This window comes from Thalassotalea sp. G20_0, assembly GCF_017744175.1.
Lineage (GTDB): Bacteria > Pseudomonadota > Gammaproteobacteria > Pseudomonadales > Endozoicomonadaceae > Endozoicomonas.
The window spans coordinates 1-25,455 of record NZ_JAGHQV010000008.1; the positions used below are offsets into that span (position 1 = coordinate 1).

The 25,455-nt window shown below is 49.3% G+C and carries 17 protein-coding genes; 7 read left to right on the forward strand and 10 right to left on the reverse strand.

What is annotated here, in order from left to right; translation table 11 throughout:
* Positions 1-792: 792 nt before the first annotated feature.
* Together J7438_RS06555 and J7438_RS06560 are read right to left on the reverse strand one after the other, a co-directional pair.
* The gene (locus J7438_RS06555) at positions 793-4,035 is read right to left on the reverse strand and encodes an ankyrin repeat domain-containing protein (protein WP_209275907.1); all 3,243 of its coding nucleotides are present in this window, start codon (positions 4,033-4,035) and stop codon (positions 793-795) included.
* A gap of 560 nt (positions 4,036-4,595) precedes the next feature.
* Entirely contained in the window at positions 4,596-6,944 is a 2,349-nt protein-coding gene (locus tag J7438_RS06560; RefSeq protein ID WP_209275908.1) for an ankyrin repeat domain-containing protein, read from the reverse strand.
* 166 nt (positions 6,945-7,110) lie between these two features.
* On the opposite strand from J7438_RS06560, the gene J7438_RS06565 reads away from it, so the two are divergent.
* From J7438_RS06565 to J7438_RS28205, 3 genes are all read left to right on the forward strand, one after another.
* A complete protein-coding gene (locus tag J7438_RS06565) occupies positions 7,111-7,389 on the forward strand; it encodes a hypothetical protein (RefSeq protein WP_209275909.1) in 279 nt (92 codons plus the stop codon).
* 113 nt (positions 7,390-7,502) lie between these two features.
* A complete protein-coding gene (locus J7438_RS28200) occupies positions 7,503-7,625 on the forward strand; it encodes a zinc ribbon domain-containing protein (RefSeq protein WP_209204215.1) in 123 nt (40 codons plus the stop codon).
* 13 nt (positions 7,626-7,638) lie between these two features.
* On the forward strand, positions 7,639-7,764 hold the full coding sequence (locus J7438_RS28205; protein ID WP_353620104.1) for a zinc ribbon domain-containing protein: 126 nt from the start codon (positions 7,639-7,641) through the stop codon (positions 7,762-7,764).
* Here the strand turns inward: J7438_RS28205 and J7438_RS06575 are convergent.
* From J7438_RS06575 to J7438_RS06590, 4 genes are all read right to left on the reverse strand, one after another.
* Positions 7,749-9,428, reverse strand: a complete 1,680-nt coding sequence (locus J7438_RS06575) for a hypothetical protein (protein WP_209275910.1) — start codon at positions 9,426-9,428, stop codon at positions 7,749-7,751. The two genes, J7438_RS28205 and J7438_RS06575, sit on opposite strands and share 16 nt — an antisense overlap.
* A gap of 511 nt (positions 9,429-9,939) precedes the next feature.
* Positions 9,940-10,761, reverse strand: coding sequence for a co-chaperone DjlA (djlA, locus tag J7438_RS06580; RefSeq protein WP_209275911.1), 822 nt, complete (start codon positions 10,759-10,761; stop codon positions 9,940-9,942).
* Positions 10,758-11,510, reverse strand: a complete 753-nt coding sequence (murU, locus tag J7438_RS06585) for an N-acetylmuramate alpha-1-phosphate uridylyltransferase MurU (protein ID WP_209275912.1) — start codon at positions 11,508-11,510, stop codon at positions 10,758-10,760. Before murU ends, djlA begins: the two co-directional genes overlap by 4 nt.
* On the reverse strand, positions 11,507-12,610 hold the full coding sequence (locus tag J7438_RS06590) for an aminoglycoside phosphotransferase family protein (RefSeq protein WP_209275913.1): 1,104 nt from the start codon (positions 12,608-12,610) through the stop codon (positions 11,507-11,509). Before J7438_RS06590 ends, murU begins: the two co-directional genes overlap by 4 nt.
* Positions 12,611-13,171: 561 nt before the next feature.
* Between J7438_RS06590 and J7438_RS06595 the strand changes: the two genes are divergently transcribed.
* The 4 genes from J7438_RS06595 to J7438_RS06610 all read left to right on the forward strand — a co-directional run bounded on the left by J7438_RS06595 (position 13,172) and on the right by J7438_RS06610 (position 19,699).
* Positions 13,172-15,952, forward strand: coding sequence for an LPS-assembly protein LptD (locus J7438_RS06595; protein ID WP_209275914.1), 2,781 nt, complete (start codon positions 13,172-13,174; stop codon positions 15,950-15,952).
* The gene (locus J7438_RS06600) at positions 15,953-17,290 is read left to right on the forward strand and encodes a peptidylprolyl isomerase (RefSeq protein WP_209275915.1); all 1,338 of its coding nucleotides are present in this window, start codon (positions 15,953-15,955) and stop codon (positions 17,288-17,290) included. It begins immediately after the preceding gene.
* Between the two features lies 1 nt (position 17,291).
* Positions 17,292-18,302, forward strand: a complete 1,011-nt coding sequence (gene pdxA / locus J7438_RS06605; protein ID WP_209275916.1) for a 4-hydroxythreonine-4-phosphate dehydrogenase PdxA — start codon at positions 17,292-17,294, stop codon at positions 18,300-18,302.
* A gap of 188 nt (positions 18,303-18,490) precedes the next feature.
* On the forward strand, positions 18,491-19,699 hold the full coding sequence (locus tag J7438_RS06610; RefSeq protein ID WP_209275917.1) for an SGNH/GDSL hydrolase family protein: 1,209 nt from the start codon (positions 18,491-18,493) through the stop codon (positions 19,697-19,699).
* Positions 19,700-19,857: 158 nt separating this feature from the next.
* On the opposite strand, the gene gcvA is transcribed toward J7438_RS06610, so the two are convergent.
* From gcvA to J7438_RS06630, 4 genes are all read right to left on the reverse strand, one after another.
* The gene (gene gcvA / locus J7438_RS06615) at positions 19,858-20,805 is read right to left on the reverse strand and encodes a transcriptional regulator GcvA (RefSeq protein WP_209275918.1); all 948 of its coding nucleotides are present in this window, start codon (positions 20,803-20,805) and stop codon (positions 19,858-19,860) included.
* Between the two features lie 119 nt (positions 20,806-20,924).
* A complete protein-coding gene (locus J7438_RS06620; RefSeq protein WP_209275919.1) occupies positions 20,925-22,421 on the reverse strand; it encodes a CoA-acylating methylmalonate-semialdehyde dehydrogenase in 1,497 nt (498 codons plus the stop codon).
* Positions 22,422-22,482: 61 nt separating this feature from the next.
* Positions 22,483-23,643 carry an iron-containing alcohol dehydrogenase gene (locus J7438_RS06625; protein ID WP_209275920.1) on the reverse strand — a complete coding sequence of 387 codons (1,161 nt, stop codon included), beginning with the start codon at positions 23,641-23,643 and terminating at the stop codon, positions 22,483-22,485.
* Between the two features lie 60 nt (positions 23,644-23,703).
* The gene (locus tag J7438_RS06630; protein WP_209275921.1) at positions 23,704-25,293 is read right to left on the reverse strand and encodes a BCCT family transporter; all 1,590 of its coding nucleotides are present in this window, start codon (positions 25,291-25,293) and stop codon (positions 23,704-23,706) included.
* Positions 25,294-25,455 lie beyond the last annotated feature (162 nt).

Below are 25,455 nucleotides of genomic sequence, written 5' to 3' on the forward strand. Positions count from 1 at the left end.
GTATCAATGCCTGCTTCATAAGCTCTACGAATCGATTGTAAGAAACAAGATTGGGGAAGCAGTCAGATTTATGCTTCACAATGAGGTTGAGGTAATAGTGCTTAAAATCTCGGAAAGCGCTCTGGTGGAAATAAACGATGATGGTCATTATTTCACTGAGTGAGAGCTTCGATATAGAAGGGGGCTTATTGGCATTACAGATAAGCTGCTTATGCCACTCTGGTTCGAAAATTAGGCAGAAATCATCAACATCACAGAATACACTAGTCATAGACATGGAGCCTCCGGTTAGCTGTCTATGGTCTGGTATCCGAAAGATAGCTATTGATCAGGGGCTCCTTGTCTTTTTTGCGTCGAACTCACGTTATATTTATTCAGAAAGGGGAAATCAAAGGCGTTGCGCTGAGTTTGGCGCAGTATGAGGTGGAGGTTTTAAACAATCAAGATTCAAGGCCCGACCCGGTTTCTCCTTCCATCGGGGCGGCCTCTCACTGGAACGGTGTAGTATTTCAGAAACATCATACCGGTGTTTGGCCGTTACCCCATATCAGGCCCGACGAAATTTGTTGCTATGGGGGATTGCGTGGAGCGCAAACCCTGAAAATACAGTCCAGTATGAGACTTTCACCCTTACCAACCCTGTGACTGTTGTTTGCATGAGAGCCTGACAAGATAAACGACAAAGTTTGTCAAAATTCGAGAGTCTGATCAATGTTGCAGAACCCGGGACAGCATCTACCGGCCATTGATGACCGATGTTACGCTATTTTATTACTGCACAAAGCAGGGCGATTAATGGGCCCCATTTTCCATCAGGAGCGCCTGGCACGAGGTGTGACCTGTGCGGGTAGCCAAGTCCAGAGCCGTTTCGCCATGTTTATTCTTCTCTTTGGCCAGGGAAGGAGCAATGGACAGCAATACCCGCATGGCCTCTGTGTGGCCTTTAACAGCAGCCAGGTGCAGAGCCGTGTTGCCATTGTTATTTTTATCTTCGGCCAGGGAGGGGTTAATGGCCAGCAATGTCCGGATGGCCTCTGTGTGGCCTTCAAGCGCAGCCAGGTGAAGAGCCGTTCTGCCATCTACATCCCTTTCTGTTGCCGGGTCAATGGGCAGCGCCTGGATGGCCCGTGTATGGCCTTCAAGCGCAGCCAGGTGGAGAGCCGTTCTGCCATTGTTATTCTTCTCTTCGGCCATGGAGGGGTCACTGTCCAGCAATACCCGAATGGCCTCTGTGCGGCCTTTAAGAGCAGCCAGGTGCAGAGCCGTGTTGCCATTGTTATTCTTCTCTTTGGCCAGGGAGGGGTCAATGTCCAGCAATGCACGGATGGCCTCCGCGTGGCCTGCAAGAGCAGCCAGGTGGAGAGCCGTCCGGCCAAATGTATCCTTCTCTTTGGCCAGGGAATGGTCAAAATCCAGCAATGTCCGGATGGCCTCTGCGTTGCCTGCAAGAGCAGCCAGATGGAAAGCCGTCCGGCCGAATATATCCTTCTCTCTGGCCAGGGAGGGGGCAATCGTCAGCAATGTCTGGATGGCCTCTGTTTGGCCTTTAAGAGCAGCGGCGTGGAGAGCCGTATTGCCATCGCTATCCTTCTCTTTGGCCAGGGAGGGGGCAATCGTCAGCAATGTCTGAATGGCCTCTGTGTGGCCTTTTTCAACAGCTTTGTTGAGAGCCGTATCGCCAAACTTATTCTTCTCTTTGGCCAGTAAGGGGTCAAAGGCCAGCAATGTCTGGATGGCCTCTGTGTGGCCATTACGAGCGGCTAAATGGAGAGCTGTTTCGCCATTGTTATTCTTCTCTTCGTCCAGGAATCGGTCAATTTCCAGCAATGCCAGGATGGCCTCTGTGTGGCCTTTAGCAGCAGCTGTGTGGAGAGCCGTTTGGCCATCGTTATTCTTCTCTTTGGCCAGGGAGCGGTCAAAGTCCAGCAATGTCTGGATGGTCTCTATGTGGCCTTTTTCAGCAGCTTTGTGGAGAGCCGTATCGCCAAACTTATTCTTCTCTTTGGCCAGTGAGCGGTTAAAGTCCAGCAATATCTGGATGGCCTCTGTGTCGCCTTTAGCAGCAGCTGTGTGGAGAGCCGTATTGCCAAGGTTATCCTTCTCTTTGGCCGGGGAGCGGTCAAAGTCCAGCAATGTCTTGATGGCCTCTTTGAAGCCTTGACGAGCAGCTAAGAGGAGAGCCGTATCGCCATCGTTGTTCTTTTCTTTGGCCAGGTAGGGGGCAATGGTCAGCAATGACTTGATGGCCTCTGTGAGGCATTGACGAGCAGCCAAGTGGAGAGCCGTATTGCCATCGCTATCCTTCCCTTTGGCAAGGGAAGGGTCAATGATCAGCAATTGCCTGACCAACTTTGTGTTGCCTTTGCGGATAGCAGAGCGGAGATCATCAAGGTGCAGGGATCGGTCACTGTCCGACAAAACCTTGACTTTAACGGTCTCCGGGTGGTCATTAAGGGCAGCTAAGTAGAGATCAGTATTATATAGGGTTCCATTTTCTTCGATGAGTTCCTTGCACGCGTTGTGACCATAGTTTTTAGCCAAGTCGAGAGCGGTCCATCCTTTTTTATTCTTATCAGTGACCATGCGGTGGAGAACGTTCGGCTGTGGAAAAGCACTGATCAGCAATGCCTTGACAGTATCAGTGTGGCCCTCAAAAGCAGCCAAGTGGAAAGCCGTATCACCATCTTTATTTTTATCCATGGCCGTGACGGGGGTAATGTCCAGCAATGCCTTGACGGACTTTGTATGGCCTTGACGAGCAGTTAAATGAAGAGCCATTTCGTCATCTTTATTCTTCTCTTTGGCCAGGAAGGGGGCAATGGTCAGCAATTTCTGGATGGCCTCTGTGTGGCCTCTGAAAGCAGCTGTGTGCAGAGCCGTTTCGTCATCTTTATTCTTCTCTTTGGCCAGGGAGAGGGCAATGGTCAGCAATGTCTCGATAGCCTCTGCGTGGCCTTGACGAGCAGCTGCGTGGAGAGCCGTATCGCCATCGTTATCCTTCTTTTCGGCCAGGGATCGGTCAATTTCCAGCAATGTCTGGATGGCCCCTTTGTGGCCATTACGAGCAGCTAAATGGAGAGCTGTTTCGCCATTGCTATTCTTCTCTTCGGCCAGGGATCGGTCAATTTCCAGCAATGCCCGGATGACCTCTTTGTGGCCTCCATTAGCAGCCAGGTGGAGAGCCCGGCCAAGGTTAGCCTTTTCGTTGGCCAGGGAGGGGGCATTAGTCAGCAATGCCTGCATGACCTCTGTATGGCCATTACGAGCGGCTAAGTGGAGAGCTGTTTCGTCATTGATATTCTTCTCTTCGGCCAGGGAGCGGTCAATTTCCAGCAATGCCCGGATGGCCTCTGTGTGGCCAAAACAAGCAGCTGCGTGGAGAGCTGTTTGGCCTGAGTTATTCTTCTTTTTGGCCAGGGAGGAGTCAATGGCGAGAATTTCGTTGACGGTTTCTGTGTGGCCTTGACAAGCAGCTTCGTGGAGAACCGTATCGCCATTGTTATTCTTGACATCAACCTGGATGCGCATGGAGGCAATTTCCTTAAATGCCCTGACGATCTCTGTGCGGCCATTACGAGCAGCCAAGTGGAGAGGCGTACAGCCATCGTTCATCTGTTCATTGACTGGGGTTTGATAATTTTTCAGCAGCTCCTTGACGGACTCTATGTGGCCGTTCTGAGCGGCCATATGCAGGGGCGTAGCACCATCTGTATGTGTTTTGACATTGACATCCACTTTAAGCATTCGGGATTCACAATAAGGTGATTCGTCGTCATCGACGCTTTCCCCGTCCTTACGAATCAGTGGCAGTGCCGGTTGCCCGCATTCAGCGCATCGGCGTTGATCAAGACTTGTTTCACTCTGCTCATCAAGGTGTCGGGTGATACACCCCAGGTGGAAAACGTGGGGTTCCGGTTGGCAAGATGTTTCGACCAGTGAGTGTCCACCAAAGTGTCCTCTGATATGTTCGTCATTTATACAGATAGAAGAACAATTAAAGCGGACATCTGCCCTGTTTACACCGGCACCATTCATTTCTTTAGTCTGCTATTTGACTCAAAACTGTAGGTAGGACAAAAGTCAGCAGATTGAGTTCCACAAAAACAGATTTTTTTTAACAAGACGTATGTCGTTAAATTTATCAGGTACGAAGCCAACTTTTACCAGATAGTGAACGTTTATCCGGAATGCAAGCAATGGCAACCACGAATATCTGGCAACAGTTCAAGGCGCTGATTCCTGAAGGCGTTCGCATTGTTGCCACCATTACCGTTAATAACGGCAATGGCTCAGGCAGAGCTTCGGGATAGTTCGGTTATTACCGTCAAAGGTGAATCTGTGGGTGTTGACCAGAAGGCATTTATTCAGGATGAAGAGATAAAATGTACTGCGCCGAGCCTGGCGTAGTATGAGGTGGAGGTTTGAAATAATCAAAAATCGGCTCTCCGCACAATTTTATTGCTCACTTTAGAAGGCAGCCCGTTGGTTAGGCTCTATAGTCTTCAGCAAGTTTCTTGCACTCTGTGCGGCCATACTTGATAGCCTAGTCGAGAGCCGTTTTGCCATATTTATCTTTCTTTTTGGCCAGGGAAGGGTCAAAGCAATGCCTGGGTGGCCTCTGTGTGGCCTTTAAAAGAAGCTATGTTGAGAGCCGTGCGGCCATTGTTATCCTTCTCTTTTGCCAGGTAGGGGGCAATGGTTAGCAATATCTGGATGGCCTCTGTGTGGCCTTGAGAAGCAGCTTTGTGGAGAGCCGTTTGGCCATCGTTATCCTTCTCTTTGGCCAGGGAGGGGTCAATGGTCTGCAATGACTGGGTGGCCTCTGTGTGGACTGCAAAAGCAGTTGTGTTAACAGCAGCTGCGAGAGCCGTCCGGACTGACTTATCCTTCTCCTTCTTTTTGGCCTGGGAGGAGGGAATGGTCAGCAATGTCTGGATGGCCTCTGTGTGGCCCTTAACAGCAGCTGCGAGAGCCGTCCGGACTGACTTATCCTTCTCCTTCTTTTTGGCCTGGGAGGAGGGAATGGTCAGCAATGTCTGGATGGCCTCTGTGTGGCCATTAGAAGCTGCGGCGTGGAGAGCCGTCTGGCCATCGTTATCCTTCTCTTTGGCCAGGGAGCGGTCAAAGGCCAGCAATGTCTGGATGGCCTCTGTGTGGTCCCCAGAAGCAGCTAAGTGGAGAGCCGTATTGCCACGTATATCCTTCTCTTTGGCCAGGGAGGGGGCAATGGTCAGCAATGTCTGGATGGCCTCTGTGTGGCCTTTATAAGCAGCTAAGTGGAGAGCCGTTTGGTCAAGAAGGTTATCCTTCTCTTTGGCCAGTGAGGGGTCAAAGTTCAGCAATATCTGGATGGCCTCTGCGTGGTCCCCAGAAGCAGCCAAGTGGAGAGCTGTACGGCCATCGTTCATCTGTTCATTGACTGAGGTTTGATAATTTTTCAGCAGCTCCCTGACGGACTCTATGTGGCCGTTCTGAGCGGCCATATGCAGGGGCGTAGCACCATCTATATGTATTTTGACATTGACATCCACTTTCTTATCAAGCAGTTTTTTCAGGCAATCGGTTTGCCCCCAACGAGCGGCTAAATGCAGGGCTGTTTCGCCGTTATTATTGGTGGCATTTACCTTCGCTCCCTTTTCAATGAGTTTATTCAGGCATGTTTCATCCCCATTGGCAGCGGTGATATGCAGCGGTGTTTGACCTTCCCCATCGGTGGCATTGATCTCTGTCGGATCGTTCAGGTAATTGAAAAATTCCCAATCACCTTTTTTGGCAGCTGTGTGCACTACGGTTGTAATATTTGCTCCTTCTTCGACCAGCAAGGTCCGGCTCGGGTTGTTTTGCGTCAGAATAGCTCGGTACAAGGCATGATCAAGTTCGTTTGCACCCTTCTCGATCAGGAATCCAAGGCATTCCGTTTGCCCCCCCTCGGCGGCAGCGCACAGGGCACCGTTGAGGTCTGGTGTTCGCTGTGAGACTCGCGGTGAGATCAGGGTTTCAAGGCACTGCTTTTGCCCCTGTCCGGCGGCTTCGCGCAGGGCACCGTTAAGGTCGTTTGCTCCTTTATTAAACAGGAGTACAAGGTACTGCGATTGTCCCTGTCCGGCGGCTTCGCGCAGAGCGATATTAAGGTTAGATTGGCTGAGTTCGTTGCTGATCAGGTATTCAAGCAGTGAATCATTGCCCTCCCGGACAGCGGTGCGCAGTACATTATTGATATTCGCCCCTGCCTCAATCAGGATATTGAAGACCTCGGTGCAACGCTGACGGGCAGCATTGTGCAGGGGCGTCTCACCCTGATGATCGGCAGCATTGACATCGGCACCTTGGTCGATCAGAGTCCGGACTAAATCCGTATGTTGGTGCTTTAAGGCGACAGCTAACAGGTATTCAGGATGACCGGTGAGCTCTGAGCGCTGATGGGCAGCAATGTGCAGGGGCGTCTCACCCTGATGATCGGCAGCATTGACATCGGCACCGTGGTCGATCAAAGTCCGGGCTAAATCCGTATGCTGGTGCTTTAAAGCGACAGCTAACAGGTATTCAGGATGACCGGTGAGCGCCGAACGGTAAGGCTGATTGGCCAACGTCTTGTCTTTGTCCAGATGCCAGTTCAGCGTTCTCAGATTACCGCTACGGCAGACATTAAGCATCCGGGATTCACAATAAGGTGATTCGTCGTCATTAACGCTTTCCAGGCCCTTACGAATCAGTGGCAGTGCCGGTTGCCCGCATTCAGTGCATTGGCGTTGATCAAGACTTGTTTCACTCTGCTCATCAAGGTGTCGGGTGATGCACCCCAGGTGGAAAACGTGGGGTTCCGGTTTGCAAGATGTTTCGACCAGTGAGTGTCCACCAAATTGTCCTCTGATATGTTCGTCATTTATACAGATAGAAGAACAATTAAATCGGACATCTGCCCTGTTTACACCGACACTATTCATTGCTTTAGCCTGCCTATTTGACTCAAAACAGTGGGTAAGACAAAAGTCAGCAGATTGAGTTCCACAAAAAACAGAATTTTTTAACAAGACGTATGTCGTTAAATCAAAAAGTCAGGTACGGTACCGATTTTCACAAGACAGTGAACGTTTATCCGGAATGCAAGCAATGGCATCCACGAATATCTGGCAACAGTTCAAGGCGATGATTACTGAAGGGGCGCGGGTTGTAGCCACCATGACCGCTAATAACGGCAATAGCACCAGTCAGGCAGAGCTTCGGGATGGCTCGGTTATTACTGTTAAAGGTGAATCTTTGGATGTTGACCAGAAGGCATTTATTCAGGATGAAGAGATAAAAGGCACTGCGCCGAGCTGGCGTAGTATGAGGTGGAGGTTTGAAATAATCAAGATTCGGTTCTCCGCTCAATTTTATTACTCACTTTAGAAGGCAGCCCGATGCCTGGGCTCCATAGTCTTCAAGAAGTTTCTTGCTCTCTGTGCGGCCAAACATGATAGCCAAAGCCGTTTCGCCATATTTATCCTTCTCTTTGGCCACCAATGCTTAAAACACAACTGGAATACAAAGCCATCGGGCGATCAGTCGTGTATGAAATCGTCAACGAATCCTACTCCACCCAAACTTGTTCGTGCTGCGGGGTAATGCCCGACAGCAGTCGGTAGGACAGGTCTTGGAATAAGAGAATGGTCTTGTTCAGAGTGCGGAGCTGAACTTCAGCGTGATATAAACGCAGCAAAGAACATTCCTTGCGGCAGGGCATTGCCGTCTTGGAGGCTGACCAAAAATCAGGGTAGTAAATGACAGTGAAGGACATGGTTAGCATCAGTCAACCAGCCGGTTATGCAGCAGTTGGGCAGTCGAAAAGCATTCTTTGTTTTTTCCCGGGGAATAGACGTTTGACCACTAGCCAGGGATGCCGGTTTTAACCAATCGGGTACAATCTCACCTAACAGGGGGCTTTGCAAAGTTTGAGCCGGGTTATCTGAAACAGCAGGAACGTTGCTTTTACAAGCTTCCAGGTAGGTTGTTAACAGTTCTTCGACCTTTTCATGAACTGCATTTATGCTTTTCAGAACTTCATTTCGGGAAGCTGTTATATCAACAATTAATTTATCGTTCTCTGAACTGTTCGAGAAATAGTGCTGAAATTTAGCAAACAAATCGTTAAAATCCGAAGTATTGATGACCCTGTTAAAAAAATCATCCCGAAAAAAACATCTGGAATAAATTTCGCTCAATTTAACCAGCTCTTGCTCGACAATATCGAAACCAGGCATACCATCAATCTCACCCACGCGCTTAAGATATTCCGGGCATTTAGTCATTATTGAAAAAAAGTTTGCCCTTTCATAATCAGTGATTGCATCAATAATTTCATCTATTTCTTTTTTAATGCCATCCACTTTCAGAGCTTCAGTAATCTCATCTGTTTTTGTTCTGATCGCATCCTTGTCATTTTTATCTGCCACCTGCAATTGAAAACGGTTCATCAGCATGATCATTCGCTCTGTTGCCAGCTGAAGTTTGCCAAATAAGGGGGTGAAATGTTCAAGGTATATCAACTGCTGAGCCTGTTGGGCAAAGTCCGGAATACTGATATTACTTTTCTCAATCCTGTTTTTGATCTTTTTCTTTAGTGTGTCAATGATTATCAGCAACACTTCGTGCTGTGCGATTTCGCTGTCCATTACAGGTAATTCATGATTTTTGTTAGTCACCAGCATTGCTGCGTTGCAACCGGCTTGTGGATGCCCACCAACACCACCAGGAATAAGCATCCGGAAAGTTGCTCCAGTGGCATCTTCACCAGACTCAGTGGTCAAAACCGGAAATTGGGATTTTTTAATCTCTATGCAGGGTGGGCTTTTAAACAACTCTTGATGCCTGATCTTTGGTGTAGACTCACAGCCATGCCAGTGTGAAGAAACTGGCATAAAGTGCTTACGACTTCCAATGTAACCATAGTAGCAACATACGACCCCATCCCTGACGAATTCAATTCCCGCTTCAGCCATGTTTGCCGGGGACAGATTATCTGTAAATGTAGTGTCCCTTAATTCACCGTCATCGGTGTAATAACTTTTTTCAAGCATTGGTTTAACGGCATTAACATCAAGTCGTTGAACTTCAGTCAAGGCGTAAATCCTTTTCTCACTTAAGCTCCTGATAATCCCTTGAAAATCAGTGCCACACCACGCATCACCAACCACCATATAACGGCTGGATAGATCCATTTCTACAAGGCAACTGCCTACCCTGCACGGATCAACCAGGATAGGATGATCGCAGGATACCGCCCTTACAATCCGGCCAGTATCGACACGGTGGACTTTCCTGTTTATGTCCTTTTGTTCATCTGAATATATATTTAGCTTTGTTACATCCCCAAACCCATCGTATGGTTTGTCTACACGATAAAAATCTCTTAGGCCCCAATAATATTTGACGTTAAGTGTAACATTCATCGACCTTTCACCACCCCGTGATTTCACCCATTTGAGATGACTTGTTGACAGTGAAAGATCAGACCTTCATTAACCGATTTAGTTCTATTGAGTCATTTCAGGAATTACGATTATTTCCACAAAATTACAGAACACCCAAAGAATCTAAAACAGGAATTAAACAGAAGGTTGAATCTCCCTCTCAACGATAGAGGTGGAGAATTCATTGATTTCTTTGAAAATGAGATACTTCTTTTTTCTTCTCAGTGCTGAACTCACCTTTCGCGGCAACTCTGAAAAGCAATAAATCACAGACCGATTGGAATCAAGGTCTATTCTGGTAGTGGCTGGAACATACCAGTACATAAACTGCTTGCGTTTTGAATAGATCACAGCACTGGCCTCCAGATGATTCAGTTAAAGAATTTGCCTGTTGATCATTTAGTCAACTTTACCCTGAAAAAGTTCCCCTGAAGGCTGTATAAAAGTAGCAACTATTCAAAATCATCATAAAGATAGCTGCTTGTTCTGACTATCCTGCGGCCCTCCTGGCTGCCCGAACCTGATCATAAGCTCCCTGAATTTCCTGGGTTTTTTCTTTGGCAACCGCCATCATTTCCTCAGGCAACCCCTTTGCCACCAGTTTATCCGGATGGTGTTCGCTCATCAGCTTACGGTAAGCCTTCTTGACTTCAGCATCTGAAGCACTGTCAGACACGCCCAGAACATCATAGGCCCGCTTCAGATCCATTCCCGAAGACGATCGGTTGCCACCGGTTCCGGAATGATAGCCACCTTGCTGATAATACTCTCTCTGGGCAATAAACCGTTTGTGAATCTGATCAAAAGCAAAGTTGCCCACCCCCAGAATACTGCAGACCTGCTTGAATACCGCTTTTTCTGAAGGGCTCAGTTCACCATCGGCATAGGCTGCCGACAGCTGAATCTCCAGAAACATGGGAATCAGTGTGCTGGCACCGGCCACCTCACGAAATGACCGAAGCGCACCTTCAATATCGGAAGATGGCTTCTTGCCCTCATTAAACAGATCTATTGCCATCCTGCGCTGCTCTTCTGAGAGGCGCATGTTATGCATAATGGCTCGTGCATTCTCTATTTCGTACTCACTTACCCGGCCGTCTGCTTTTGCTACACGGCCCATCACCAGAAACGTTGCCCTGAAAAAGGCGGTCTGTGCTTTTTGACGATACGCGGCAGAAGTTCCGAAGCCAGCAGCTCCCTGTCCACCTAAATAGGTCCGGTTAATCCAGGAACCCACAAATGCGCCCAACACAGCGCCAAAGGGTCCACCGGTCATGAATCCAACCAACGCGCCAATTACTATTGCGGTCATGAAGTCCTGCTCTGATCTTGAAGATTGTTTTGGCTTTGAGGCCGGTCCTGCTGCTGTTTTTGAAGATAGCCTTCCAGTGCCTGTAGCCGTTCAACAGAACCCACATCCGTCCAGAAACCATGGTGGTACTGGCCACTGACCCTGCCCTGTTGCATGGCCTCAATCAATAACGGGGCCAGGGCAAAGGCTGTGCCACGCTGACACCCGTCAAATAATCGCGGGGATAGTATGCTGACGCCACTGAATGTCAGTCCGGCTTTTTCCGGCATTGCTGCTTTCTCAAAAAGAATCCCATCGTCGAGACAAAAATCCCCTGCCGGATGAAAGTCCGGGTTATCAACCATCACCAGATGCGCCAGCATGCCTTTCGGGAGGTGCAGGTTTTTCAGACAGATATCCGTATATACATCCCCATTCACCACCACAAACGGAGCATCACTTTCGCCGGTCTGCCCCCGGGCCAGCAGCGGCAAGGCTCGACAAATCCCACCACCGGTTTCCAGAGGCTCACCTTCCGGAGAGTACTGAATAGTTACCCCCCAGCCGGAACCTGAGCCAAGCGCCTCCTCAATCTTTTCGCCCAACCAGCCATGATTAATGACCAGTTCCCTGAAACCAGCCTGAGCCAGCCGCTCGATATGATAGGTAATCAGCGGTTTTCCTGCCACTGGTACCAGCGGTTTGGGAATGGACAGGGTAATTGGTCTGAGTCTTTTGCCATAACCTGCTGCAAGTATCATGGCCTTCATACACCGGCTTCCTCCATTACCTGTTTGAGCCGTCCTTTAAACAAAGGTTCAACGCCCTTTTGTAGCCACTCAGCATGGGCTCTGAATTGCGGGTATCGCTGGCAGATGGACATCACATACCCCAGGGTTCTTGGAATATCGTTAAGGTAGCCGGGTTTGCCATCACGCAGCCATAACCTGGAAAAGATCCCCAGACATTTCAAATGACGCTGTAAACCAGTGAGATCAAACCAGATTTTCAGCTGTTCCCGGTCATAATCTGCCAGCACCGGATGACGGGCAATAAAGGAGGATAACCAGCGATCTATCTTTTCTTCAGGCCAGGCTATGTAGCAGTCCCTTAATAAAGACACGACGTCATAAAGCAATGGCCCATGCAACGCTCCCTGAAAATCAATAACCCCGATACTGCCATCCGGTGCCAGCATCAGGTTCCGGGAATGGTAATCACGATGAACCGTCCCCTTTGGCTGCTCAAGAAACGTTGTTGCCAGCGAGGAAAAAAGCCCCGTCAGCGGCTGCATAATTTGCGGTTCTTCAGCATCAAATCCCATAAGCGCCCCAAGAAACCACTGGGGATAAAGAGACAGCTCAAGGCGGATCAGTTTTTCATCGTAGGGAGGCAGGTTATCAGGCAACTGTTGCTGCACGGTGAGTAAAGTGTCCAGAAGCTGCGGATAGTGCTGGTCGGCGGCAGAGCCTTGCAGCAAAACCTGCATTGGCGTATCCCCCAGATCCTCCTGAAGCATAAAGCCATGCTCATAATCAACTGCAAACACCTCAGGAACGTGAACCCCGCCTGCCCGCCAGTGAGTGGCTATCTCAACAAAGGTGCGGGTATCTTCCGTTGCCGGGGGAGCATCTACGGCAACCAACGTCCGCTGAGGGGTTTTAACCCGGTAATATTTTCTAAAACCTGCATCACTGCCAATGGCTTGTAAAGGTATTGAAGCACCTGCATCAAGGTTTCCATGATCAAAGGCAGGGTTTTGTCCGCCGGATAACACTGAGACAACCCATTGTGCCAGTTGTTCCCGACGGCAAGATGCTTCAGACCGGGCTTCAGGATCGTTCTGAAGCTCTGAAATTGTTGTAGCCAACGCTTTTGCTTCCCATTAGCAATGTCAGATCAATACCCAAGACTATCACAGAGAGCTATTCTGGCCTATTGGCGCTTAGGCTCTATTGACATAAGGTTCACAGCCCGGGAGAAAATGAAAAGCCTGACGACATTTGACATTTCAGGCTCTCGTGTTCAAAGTTCCCAATGGATTTAACACTGCATTTCCTGTGCAAATGGATATAGAATATTGCGACTCAAATGCAGTATGCACATTATGAGGTTTGAACCTTCCTTCTGCATTAATCCTGCGCGTCCCGCTGAGCACGCAACGAAACGTCAACAGATCCTGGAACGAGCAAGTTTATTTTCATGAAAAGCCACCTCATTCGTTATGTCGAGAACATCACAGGTTTCAAACCCGAAAAGAGACTACCGCTTTTTTTTCCGATACCCGCATTTATGAGGCCAGCTTCTGAGAAGAAAGTTGAATATGCCGCTTTCATATCACCAAATAAACAACACCAGACCATTACTTTAACGCAGCCTTTTCTTGCCCCGACTCGCCAAATAAGAATGTTGCCCCAGGATTGCTGAGCTTATGGATATGCACCAATTACCCTTTACCCCAAAAGCACTGACACTGGTTATTGCAACCAGTATTATTGCCAGCCAGCCGGCAGCCAGAGTTATTGCCGCTGAACCCTCGGGTGGCCAACAGAGCGAATGGCACTGCCAGACACTGGCTAATGGCCAGTGGAGTTGTCATCCTGCAACCGGCAAATCCAAACCGGTGCAACCGAAGCCCGGGGCCAAACAGCAGGTCAGAAACCCGAAAAAACCGGCGACGCCGATAAAGCCTGCCACCAACGGTCAAAACGCCTCCCTTAAACAACATCTGGACTGGCAACCTATCCGGGAACTCTCGACGCAGAGAAGATCAACTGAGCCTTTCTATAGCTGCGGCGCTTATATTGAGCCGCCCAGACCTGGCAAAGACTATAGCGGGGATAGCAATAATGCCCCCATTGTCGCCGAGTCCAATGAATCCAGTTATGACAAAGGCTCAGTTGCCACCTTCAAGGGTGATGTTACGGTCCGTCAGGGCAGTCGGCAGTTTGAAAGTGACCACGCCACGCTGGACAAAAGCCGGAACCATGGCCAGTTCGAAGGCAACGTTCGCTTTCGCGATAGTGGCGTCCTGCTGGTCGGTGACAAAGGTGATCTACAACTCGACAGTGGCCGTGCAACCCTTGAGAACACCGCTTATGTGATGCATGAGCAGAAAGCCCGGGGCAGTGCTAAACGCATCGTCCGCAATGAAGACACTACGCTTGAGTTGTCTGACGCCACCTACACCACCTGCCCTCCGGGTGACAAAGGCTGGCAGCTGTCCGGGCAACAGGTAACCCTTGATATGAACAGTGGTCAGGGTCTGGCCAGAAATGCCGTCGTTCGTGTGCAAGGGCTGCCAATCATTTATACGCCATATTTGTCTTTCCCAATTGATGACCGCAGAAAATCCGGTTTTCTTTACCCTACTTTATCCCAAAGCAGTGATAACGGTTTGGACTTTGCCATCCCTTATTACCTGAATATTGCACCCAACTATGATGCGACCCTCACGCCCAGATATATGAGCAAACGGGGATTGATGCTGGAGAACGAGTTCCGCTATCTGGAGGGTAACACTCAGGGTGAACTGGGGCTGTCAGGATTGCTGGACAAAGATCAGCTGAAAAAAGAGAACCCTTATTACAATGAACACCGCTGGCTGCTCAACTATCGTCAGCAAACCAACCTGACCAGCCGCTGGACGGCAGAAGTCGACTACGCCAAAGCCAGTGATAAAAACTATCTGGATGATTTCAGCACCAGCCTTAACCTGTCTGCCAATGCGCCGCTGAACCAGCGGATAGGTACCCGCTATCTGGGGGGTGATACCAACCACAGCTGGCAGTTTAGTGTGGATGCTCACCAATACCAGAATATGAACCAGACGGCAGATGACCCCTATAACAAACTGCCGCAAATCCAACTGTCGGGTAACTGGCTGGCCAATAGCCGCCTGAACCTGAATTATGTGGCCGACTACACGAAGTTCTCCCGTGATGATAATTGGCATTATGTTAAGGAAGAATCGAAAACAACACCGGATAACGAATACTTCGAGAGCATATACGACGAAGGTTATGGTATTAAAAGCGCCAATGGTGGACGGCTCTACCTGGAAACCGGGGCAGGTTACTCTTTTGACTGGAGCTATGCATTTATCCGTCCGGCGGTGAAGGTGCAGCATGTTGAATACCGGCTGTCGGATCTGAGTGCTACTGAGGTAGAAACTGACCTGAATAGGGCCTACGGCAACTTCACCGCAGCAGATTACACCGAGTCACCCAAGACAACAGTACCCACATTCAGCATTGACAGCGGCCTTTACTTTGACCGCTTCACCAATATCGGTGGCACCGCATTCACCCATACTCTTGAGCCCAGGATGAAGTATCTCTACTCCCCCTATAAAGAGGGGCAGGAGATGAACCCGGTGTTTGATACCGCACTGATGAACTTCAACTACAACTCACTCTGGCGCGACAGCCGCTTCTCCGGCCACGACCGGTTAGGTGATGCCAACCAGCTCTCCCTGGGCCTGACAACCCGACTGATAGAAGATGATGGCTTTGAGCGGGTTCGCTTTGGCATTGGTCAGATTATCTATTTTGAAGATCGTCAACTGTGGATCAGCCCTATTGCCGGTATTGACCAGGGCGTTGTTGACCAGGACCTGGATACCGACCCGGGCGATGAGACCAGGCGTCTGCTGGAAGAGATGCAGGATTCAGTGTCACCACTGGCATCGGAACTGGTCTATAACATTAACCGCAGTATGAACATCCGTCAGGATCTGATGTGGGATACCAGTAACAACAAACTGGACAGTTACGGTCTTTACTACCAGTACAAGCCAGGTGATCGCCGTGTCATGAATGCTGGCTATCGTTTCCTGCGTCAGGCTGATCGTTTTGTTAAAAACGAGCTGGATCAAAATACCGGTCTGACCACCGACAACAACCTGAGCCAGACCGACCTCTCTATCGCATGGCCTGTCACCAACAACTGGTCAGCCATGGGCCGCTGGCAGTACGATTTAACCAACAAGCGGAACCTTGAGATATTATCCGGAGTCGAATATAACAGTTGCTGTTATCAGGTACGTGTACTGTGGCGCAAGTGGGTCGAGGATGATGACAACATTGATCACCCCAACAGCAAAAACGGCGTATTTCTCCAGTTTGTCCTGAGAGGACTTGGGGATCTGACCGGTGGCACCACAAAACAGTACATCAAAGGTATTAAAGGTTACGCAGGGGATGAGAAGTAAATGATGAAGGGATTAAAAAGCATGGCACTGGCCTCCCTGTGCCTGCTGTCTTTCAGCTGTGGTGGCGTTTACGCGCAGTCAAATGACGCGGCGCAAACCCCGCAGAAAGGCACCATCCGAAACCAGCTGGAACTGGATCGAATCGTTGCCAAAATTGATCAGGACGTGATCATGCAGAGTGAGCTGGATGCCCGTGTTGAGGCTGTGCATCGCCAGCTGGCATCCAGAAATATCAACCTGCCGCCGGAAGATGTGCTGAAAAACCAGGTGCTGGAACAGCTGATACTGGAAAACATTCAGATCCAGATGGGCAAGCGCGGAGGCATCCGCATTGATGACTGGGCTCTCAATGATGCCATTGCCCGAATCGCCCAGCGCAACCAGATGACCCTGGAAGCGTTCCGGCAAAACCTGGAAGCGGATGGCCTGTCGTTCAGCCAGGCCCGCGAAGAAATTCGCCGGGAAATGATTCTTAACCGTGTTCGCCAGCGCCAGGTTGCCCAGCGGGTACAGGTCAGCGAACAGGAAATTGATAACTTCCTGAGCTCTCCTGAAGGGCTGGCGCAAGCGCAGACGGAATATCGTCTGGCTCATATTCTGATTGCCACACCCGACAATGCCACACCCGACCAGGTCCAGAGTGCAGAGCGCCTTGCTGATGATCTGTCCGGACAACTGCGCCAGGGAGCAGACTTTCAGGCCCTGGCCATTGCCAACTCCAGGGGGCAGAATGCCCTGGAAGGTGGCGACCTCGGCTGGCGAAAAGCCGACCAGCTCCCCACGCTTTTTGCGGAACAGGCCATTAACATGACCCCGGGGCAGACCTCCGACGCTATTCGCAGCCCTGCCGGTTTCCATATCATCAAACTTATGGATACCAGGGGGAATAAAAAAGTGGTTCAGAGTCAGGTTCATGTTCGTCATATCCTGATCAAGCCCAATGAAATTCGCAGTAACCTTGAGTCCCAGATGCAGGCGAAGAAACTGTATCAGCGGGTTCAGGCGGGGGAAGCGTTCAGCGAGCTTGCCAAAGCGTATTCTGACGATACCGCTTCCGCGCTCAATGGTGGTGATATGGGATGGATTTCTCCAGAAACACTGGTTCCGGAATTTCAGACCGTGATGAACATCATTCCGGAAAAAGTAGTGAGTGAGCCATTTCGCACCACCTACGGCTGGCATATTCTTGAAGTGCTGGGCAAACGGCAGTCTGACATCAGCACCCAGGTTCGCCGCAACCAGGTAAGAGAACTGCTCAGTAATCGCAAGTTTGAAGAAGAACTGCAAGTCTGGCTGCGGGAAATCCGCGATCAGGCCTACGTTGAGATCCAGCTCTGATATGACCGGTTTCACCACCCAACCCATTCCCCGGCTGGTGGTCACCGCCGGGGAGCCTGCAGGCATCGGCCCCGACCTGTGCCTGATGCTGGCAACCCAAGGCCACGAGTTTTCCAAACCGGTACAACTGGTGATTGCAGCCGATCCGGAGCTATTGGCACAACGGGCAATACAGCTGGGCCTTTCCGTTGACCTGCAACTCTTTAGCCCGGATATCAGAGAACCTTCCCGGGCAAACACCCTGGTGGTTGCCCCGGTCTCCATGACTACCCCGGCAACAGCAGGTATCGTTAACCCCGCTAACGGTCAATATGTTCTCGATACCCTGAAGTTAGCCCTGGATGGGTGCATGAACGGCCTTTTTGATGGAATGGTGACCGGCCCTGTTCATAAAGAAGTGATCAATAACGCCGGTATTCCCTTCAGTGGCCACACTGAGTTTCTTGCTGAACAGACCCACACCGGGAAAGTGGTGATGATGCTGGCGACAGAGGGCTTAAGAGTAGCCCTGGCCACCACCCATTTGCCGCTTTCAGAAGTTTCTTCAGCGATTACCCATGACTCCCTGACTCAGGTTATTCACATTCTTCATCGGGAGTTACAGGATAAGTTTGCGATCCGCACGCCTCATATTCTTGTCTGTGGACTGAACCCCCATGCCGGCGAGGGTGGCCACCTGGGAACGGAAGAAATTGAAACCATTATTCCCGTTCTGAACCATTGCAGAGCACAGGGAATGAACCTGACCGGCCCCTTACCCGCAGACACCCTGTTTAACCCAAAACTGCTGCAACAGGCTGATGCCGTACTGGCGATGTACCATGACCAGGGATTACCGGTACTGAAATACAAGGGCTTTGGCCAGGCCGTCAATATTACCCTGGGGCTGCCAATTGTTCGAACCTCTGTTGACCATGGTACCGCCCTGGATCTTGCGGCCACCGGGAACATTGACTCAGGCAGTTTATACACCGCCATCGAAACGGCGCTGGATATGATTTCATTTGGTTAACTACTTACGCCGAAGGATTAGTCCTTTAATAAAATAAGTTTCCTGTATCCGTTTACACTCAGTTCGTCGAAGGACGGATAAACGCAACGGTATTTATTTTTGTTGCCGTAACTTGAACTTTTTTCAGACTTATTAGTCAAAAAGATTTAAACAAGAAAAAATAATCAGATAAGGATAACTCTAATAAAATGAATATACCGATTTCTTTGCCGGGCTGCGGCAGAACAAACTGTAATCATTTCCATTCGTCTCAGCAACAGGAAACCCTCAGAAGCAACGGCAACTATGTATTTTCTTCCTTGGCAGAGCTTAACAATTCAAAAGACACATCTCCTAAAGTAACAAATTACAATTTACCACCAGTTGACATTCAGGCTGTTGAAGAATTAAGAGAGCGATACTTCCCCCTTGCCAGATCTTATAACAGAAGTGAAAGGCAATGTGAGAATTATGTAGAGTTAAAATCCAAGTCAATAAGCCATATAAGAAGAGTTGTTGTTATCGGTGATAGCATTTCTGATGCCGGGGCGATACGCTCAAGAACTCATGGCCGCTTAGTTCCCCTGTCAAAATATTTTGATGGCAGATTTTCTAATGGTTATATTTGGCCTGAACTATTAACTGCTCCTGCTTTTTTAAATAATCCAAAATTACAATCAGGCGAGAAAAACACTCTACAGTTATTGAACTTATCTGAAGGTGGGTCAACGATCAGAAACTATAGCAAACGATTGAATCCTATCCTCCATATTTTAACAAATCTTGATAAGCAAATTAAAAGGATTTCCAAGAAGGATGATGCTAACCCTTCTGACCTTTTTATTCTAGAGCTTGGTGCTAATGATTATATGATTGACATCAATAATCCTGAGAAAAAAATTGCTAAATTATGCAGTACCATTGAGTCGTTCATCAAAGAAAAAAATGTCAAGTTTTTCATATGTTTTAATTTACCAAGTATCTATGACATTCCTTTTTCACAAAAAACAAATAAAAGATGGATAGAAAGAGTGAATATATCATTTAATAGGCATAACCATTTATTAGAAAACATGGTACAGGAAATTAATAATATTTATGAGAAACAAGGTGTAAAAGTTCACATTTTTGATGTTCAAAAACTAGTGTCATCTGTATTGGTGGAGTCAAAAAAATTACAATACTCCACAGGCTCTTTTCATAAAGATAGCTGGGGTTATCTAACAGCAAAAGGCGTACTTGGCCTTGATAAGAAAAAACCTATTGAACTGGATCATAGATTTGTATTTCACGATGACGCGCATCCAGCGCATGAACTACATCAAATTATTGCCAGTTCTCTAACTGATTTTATTAGTAATAATTTTGGCATCCCTTTTGGCAATTCTACCAAATCCGCTTTTGCTCATAGAAAATGAGTGGTAGTCCGACTTCAGGGTTCAGGTTTTTTATCATCAAATGTTCGCCAAGCGCCCCCTGGTTTGGAATCGGGTGAAGAATGGATGCATCATTGCCGCCGACAGCCACTGGAGAACCTCACCCAATCGGAAGCAGTGGCCTGGGAGGATAGGATCAATCAGTCTGCAATATCCGCTACTTTTATATCTTCACTGAGCTGACTTTTTGATGACGAGGCTTTGCTTTTCCGGCTCTCTTCCAGAATCCAGCTTCTGAATACTTTCGCCTTGGGATGCAAGTACTGACGGGCAGGAGAAGTAAGATAGAATCCCTCAGAAGCCCTGACTCTTTGCGGCAATGGTGCCACCAGCTCGCCACTGGTCAACATTCCTGCGACAAGGGATGTCCGGCCCAGCGCAAAACCCTGACCATACTTCGCCATTTCCAGTGCTGTAATCAGGGTATCAAACTGCAGGCCTGGAGAGTTTTCGCGGAATTCACAATCCAGCTGATTGAACCAGTACCCCCAGCCTTCTTCATAGCCAATAACATGCAACAGGGTATGTTCTGATAGCTGTTCGGGACACTCGGGCAGTGGCAGACCATTGGCCAGCTCTGGACTGCAAACGGGGAAGAGCTCGTCCTCAGTTAGACAATCAGCCTTCAGATCTGGCCAGTCACCCCGGCCATAACGTATTTCAAGGTCTGCTTCCCTGTCCTTGTCCTCTGCCCAGATATTACTGGTAAAACGTATGCCGATCTCAGGAAACTCTTCCCTGAAACGGCCCATTCTTGGAGTCAGCCAGGTCGTGAAGAATACCAGATTCACCCTGACAGTTAACAATCTGTCCCTGCCCTGACCAAATAGCTCTTCCGTCGCCACAACCAGCGAGCTGACTGCTTCATGAACAGCAGGAAGATAAGCCATGCCGGCTTCCGTCATTTCCAGCCCACGGGGAAGCCTCTTGAACAGGGCTACTCCAAGCTGAGACTCAAGACCTTTAACCTGTTGGCTGACCGCAGCCTGGGTAAGATTCAATTCATTGGCTGCATGGGTAAAGCTGAGCAGGCGGGCAGATGCCTCAAAGGAGCGCAGCCAGTTCAGAGGAGGTAGTCGCTTTTTCATTATAATAATCACTACATGGCTAGACCATGCAGTATTAACCCCAGACAACCGAAAGACTGTTCATTTTTTGTAACAAAACGACAATCAAACTGTTTCCGGGGCTATTACCTGGGCTCCGCTTACTTCATGGTGGGCATGGAAAACTGGACATTTTCCCGGACGCCCGCAGAAGGCCAGCGCTGAGTAATGGTCTTGCGACGTGTATAAAAACGAACCGCATCCGGACCATAAGCATGGAGATCACCAAACAGTGAGCGCTTCCAGCCACCAAAGCTATGATAAGCCACTGGCACTGGCAAAGGCACATTGATGCCAACCATTCCTACCCGGATGTGTGCGGAGAAATAGCGAGCGGCTTCCCCATCCCGGGTAAAGATGCAGGTACCATTACCGTATTCATGACGATCAATCAGGTCCATGGCTTCCTGCATACTGTTGACTCGGACAACCTGCAGAACGGGGCCAAAGATTTCGTTCTGATAGCTGGTCATTTCTGGCGTTACTCTGTCAATAAGGGTACCACCGACAAAGTAACCTTCCTGATAACCGGCGACCTCGGGCTGGCGACCATCAACCACGATCTCGGCTCCCTGCTCTTCGGCACTGTCAATAAAACCGACCACTTTTTCCTGGTGCTGTCGGGTAATGACCGGTCCAAAATCATTGGAGCTGTCGCTGTAAGCACCCACTTTCAGGGACTGCATGGCTTCTTTCAGCTTGCCTACCAACTGGTCGGCCGCTGCATCACCCACGGCAACGGCTACAGACAATGCCATACAACGCTCGCCGGAGGAACCAAAAGCTGCGCCCAGCAGCTGATTAACAGCATTATCCATCTCGGCATCAGGCATTACGATCGCGTGGTTCTTAGCACCACCCAATGCCTGGCATCTTTTGCCATTGGCTGTCGCTGTCGTGTAGATATACTCAGCGATGGGGGTAGATCCAACAAAGCTGATAGCCTCGATTCTTTTATCATGGAGTAGAGCATCCACAGCTTCCTTGTCACCATTGACAACATTCATGACACCTGCTGGCAGACCGGCTTCGTGCAGCAGTTGAGCCACGAACAGTGTTGAACTTGGCACCCGCTCGGAAGGCTTCAGAACAAAGGTATTGCCACAGACAATGGCCATCGGGTACATCCAGAGTGGCACCATGACCGGGAAGTTAAAGGGAGTGATCCCGGCAACAACCCCCAGAGACTGGAACTCGCTCCAGGAATCAATGCCTGGTCCGGCATTACTGCTGTGTTCTCCCTTTAACAGCTCTGGCGCACCGCAGGCATATTCAACGTTTTCAATACCACGCTGCAGCTCCCCCATGGCATCGTGGGAAATCTTGCCATGCTCCTGGCCAATCAATTCGCAGATACGCTCAGCATTCTGCTCAAGCAGCTCCTTGAATCGGAACATGATACGGGCACGCTTGATGGAAGGCGTGTTTCTCCACGCAGGGAAAGCTGCTTCTGCAGCAGCAACAGCTTCCTCTACTGTAGCTTTGGAAGCCAAAGCAACCTGCTTTTCAGCCTGACCGGTTGCCGGGTTATAAACCGCCTGATGACGTATATCATCATTGACTGCTCTACCATTGATCAGATGGCCAATTGTGTTCATGATTCACTCTATTGTTATTGTCAGAAATGCTTTTCTTAACTCTTGACTGACTTGTGCTGAATTAGTCCCAGAGCTGCTGGTAAATGGCTTTAATTTCTTCTGCGTCAGGCACCCTGGGATTATTAGCAGGTGACCCGGATGCCAGAGCCTGCAATGCCATGGTGTCCAGCACTTCAAAAAATGCAACTTTATCAATGCCAAATTCCTGTGGACCCGGAACTGAAAGCTCATCATTCAGAGCTTTCAGTTCGGTCAGCAGCTTATGGTTTGCCACTTCATCACTGTCTCCCTGTTCGGCAACACCCATAGCCCGCGCACAGTCGGCATAACGATCAGGCGCAGCGGGAATTGAATACTCAGTAACAGCCGGCAACAGCATGGCATTAGACAAGCCATGGGGAACATGGAAAAAAGCTCCAATAGGTCTGCTCATACCATGGACCAGAGCTACCGAGGCATTGGAAAAGGCGACACCCGCGAGGGTTGAGCCCAGCATCATGGCTTCACGGGCTTTTTCATCCTTGCCATTGTGATAGGCGGTACGCAGATTCGGTGCAATCAGGCGCATGGCTTCCAGAGCCTGGCTGTCACTGTACAAGCTGGCTTTTTTACTGACATATGCCTCCATAGCATGGGTCAGTGCATCAATACCTGTGTCTGCTGTCGTACGGGGAGGCACACTCAATGTCAGGTTATAGTCCACCAGTGCTGCTGACGGCATATAAGCAGCCCCGACACAGAGCATTTTTTCGTCACAGGATTCATCTGTGATAATGGTGACTCGAGTGGCCTCAGAACCCGTACCGGCCGTAGTGGGTATAGCAATCACCGGCAGTCCGGGCTGATCCATGATCCTTGGGAACTTATAATCCCGCATTTCACCACCAAAGCATGAGAGAACAGCTATTGCCTTTGCACTGTCGATAGGGCTGCCTCCACCGAGAGCAACAACACAGTCGTAGCTTCCCTGCCTGGCCATTTCAACACCCGCCTGAATGGAGCCGACGGTGGGTTCCGGAACGGTATCTGCAAAAACACTGGAATCAATGTCGTTTTTTGTCAGACAGTCCTGCAGTGCCTGGACATAACCTAGCTGAACCATCATGGCATCAGTAATAATGAGAGGCTTCGCACAGCTCAGACTAGTCAGAACATCAGGAAGAGCCAGGCTGGCCCCCGCCCCCACCTGCATGATGCGGGGCAAAATCACTCGCGTAGACATAACAAACCTCGTCTAATCTACTGAAATGGCTGTGTACCTCTTGCGCACAGCCAATATCTATCAGGAACGTCCATTTCTTGCCATGGACACCTTGTAAGCCTCTTCACCTGGTAAAGCCTCCTCGCGCAGGGCCTTGATAAGTCCATAAGTGGCAAGAAACAGAATGATCGAGAATGGCAGGGCCGCGACAATAGAAGCTGTTTGCAGAGCCTTAAGACCACCGGCATACAGCAAAACGGCTGCCGAGGCACCAATCACCAGTCCCCAAAACACTCTGTACCGGGCAGGCGGATTATCACTCCCCATGGACACCAGGGTACAGATCACCAGGGTCGCCGAGTCCCCGGAGGTAACAAAATAAGTCACCAGCAAAATGGTGCAGATGCCCGCCATCAGCGCGGACATCAACTCATTCTCAATCAGCAGCTGCACAGTGGTAAACAGAGCAGTAGTGATATCCTTGTTCACAGCCTCTGTGACACCGCCGTCACCGTAAAGTTCCAGATAGAAGGCACTGTTACCAAATATAGTGATCCAGAAAGCTGCCAGTGTCGTAGGTGCAACGAGAACACCAAGGACAAATTCACGAATGGTCCGGCCCTTGGAGATACGGGCAATGAACATGCTGACAAAAGGAGCCCAGGCAATCCACCAGCCCCAATAGAAGATAGTCCACCATCCCTGCCATTGAGCGCCTGGCTCTGGATCAACCCATAACCCCAGGGAAACGGCATTCAACAGATAGTCACCGGTATTGGTAAAGAATGCACCCAGCAGATAGGCAGTAGGCCCAAAGATGACGAACAGACCCAGAATGACTATGGTCAGATGCATATTGAAAACACTAAGGATACGAATGCCTTTGTTCAAACCGGTCAGTACCGAAAGCGTTGCCACAACCGAAATAACTGCGATCAGGATCACTTGATTGGTGGTCGACACTTCTATGCCCAATAGATAGCCCAGCCCGGCATTCATCTGTTGTGCACCCAGTCCCAGCGAAGTAGCTATGCCGAATACGGTTCCGAATACTGCCAGCAAGTCAGCTGCATGGCCGATAGGCCCATAAATCCTGTCACCGAAGATGGGGTAGAGGCTTGAGCGGATAGTGATGGGAAGCCCTTTGCGATAGGCAAAATAGGCCAGAATCAGACCAGTAACAGAAAACAACCCCCAACCATGCAAACCCCAGTGAAAAATCGAGATTCTCATGGCTACCTGGGCCGCTTCTGCCGTCATGGCCTCGTCATCACTGATGAACGGATTGCTTTGAAAGTGGTAAATCGGTTCGGCAATACTCCAGAACAGGATTCCAATTCCGATGCCAGCACCAAACAACATGGAAAACCAGGCGAAATTACTGAACTCCGGTCTGTCATCATCACTGCCCAGACGAATATCACCGTAGCGGCTGAACACCAGCCAGACAGAAAAAAACAGGAAAAACGACATTATCCCTATGTAATACCAGCCCAGATCCGTAGCAATAAAGTTTTTTGCCGCCGTATAAACGCTATCGGCGTATTCAGGATCGGCAACGGTAAAAACAATAAATGCCAGAACCAGTAAAGCGGAACCAACGGCCATCGCTGGGTTGGCTCCCGCAAGCAAGCCAGCATACGGCGACGTATTATTTTTATTATTATTCATTTTTAACCCTTCTTTTTGAGGTATTGATCCTCAGGGACATCATCAAATGCGATTTGCACATCAGAGCACGCCATCATTATCAGTGGCTGGAAAAAAAATGAGAAACAATAAAATAGACACCTGAGACCAAATTATTTTTATAACAAACCCTTTTCCAGCAAT